This window comes from Ectothiorhodospira shaposhnikovii, from assembly GCF_016584105.1.
GTDB classification, from domain to species: domain Bacteria; phylum Pseudomonadota; class Gammaproteobacteria; order Ectothiorhodospirales; family Ectothiorhodospiraceae; genus Ectothiorhodospira; species Ectothiorhodospira shaposhnikovii.
In genome coordinates this window covers 1-209 of the sequence record NZ_NRSM01000154.1, presented here as the reverse complement: position 1 = coordinate 209, position 209 = coordinate 1, and the positions used below count along the sequence as shown (strand labels likewise).

Here is a 209-nt window from a genome sequence, read left to right as displayed (position 1 = left end):
CCGCAAGGCCAGCCCCGGCTTCGTGGTATTCTGCCCCGACAGTGAACCTCCAGGAGCCGAGTTCCTTCCATGGCTACCCAGCTCAACCTCCCCATCGGCGTACAGGCTTTCGGCAAAATCCGCACCGGCGGATTCTACTATGTGGATAAAACCGCCTACCTTCATCAACTGATCGATGAAGGCAGCTATTATTTCCTCTCCCGTCCCCG

Annotated in this window: 1 protein-coding gene; it reads left to right on the top strand. The window is 57.4% G+C overall.

The window, feature by feature from the left end; all coding sequences use genetic code 11:
- Nucleotides 1-69 precede the first annotated feature (69 nt).
- Nucleotides 70-209, top strand: a 140-nt coding sequence (locus tag CKO35_RS17800) for an AAA family ATPase (protein ID WP_200177428.1), incomplete at its 3' end; no start/stop codon positions are given.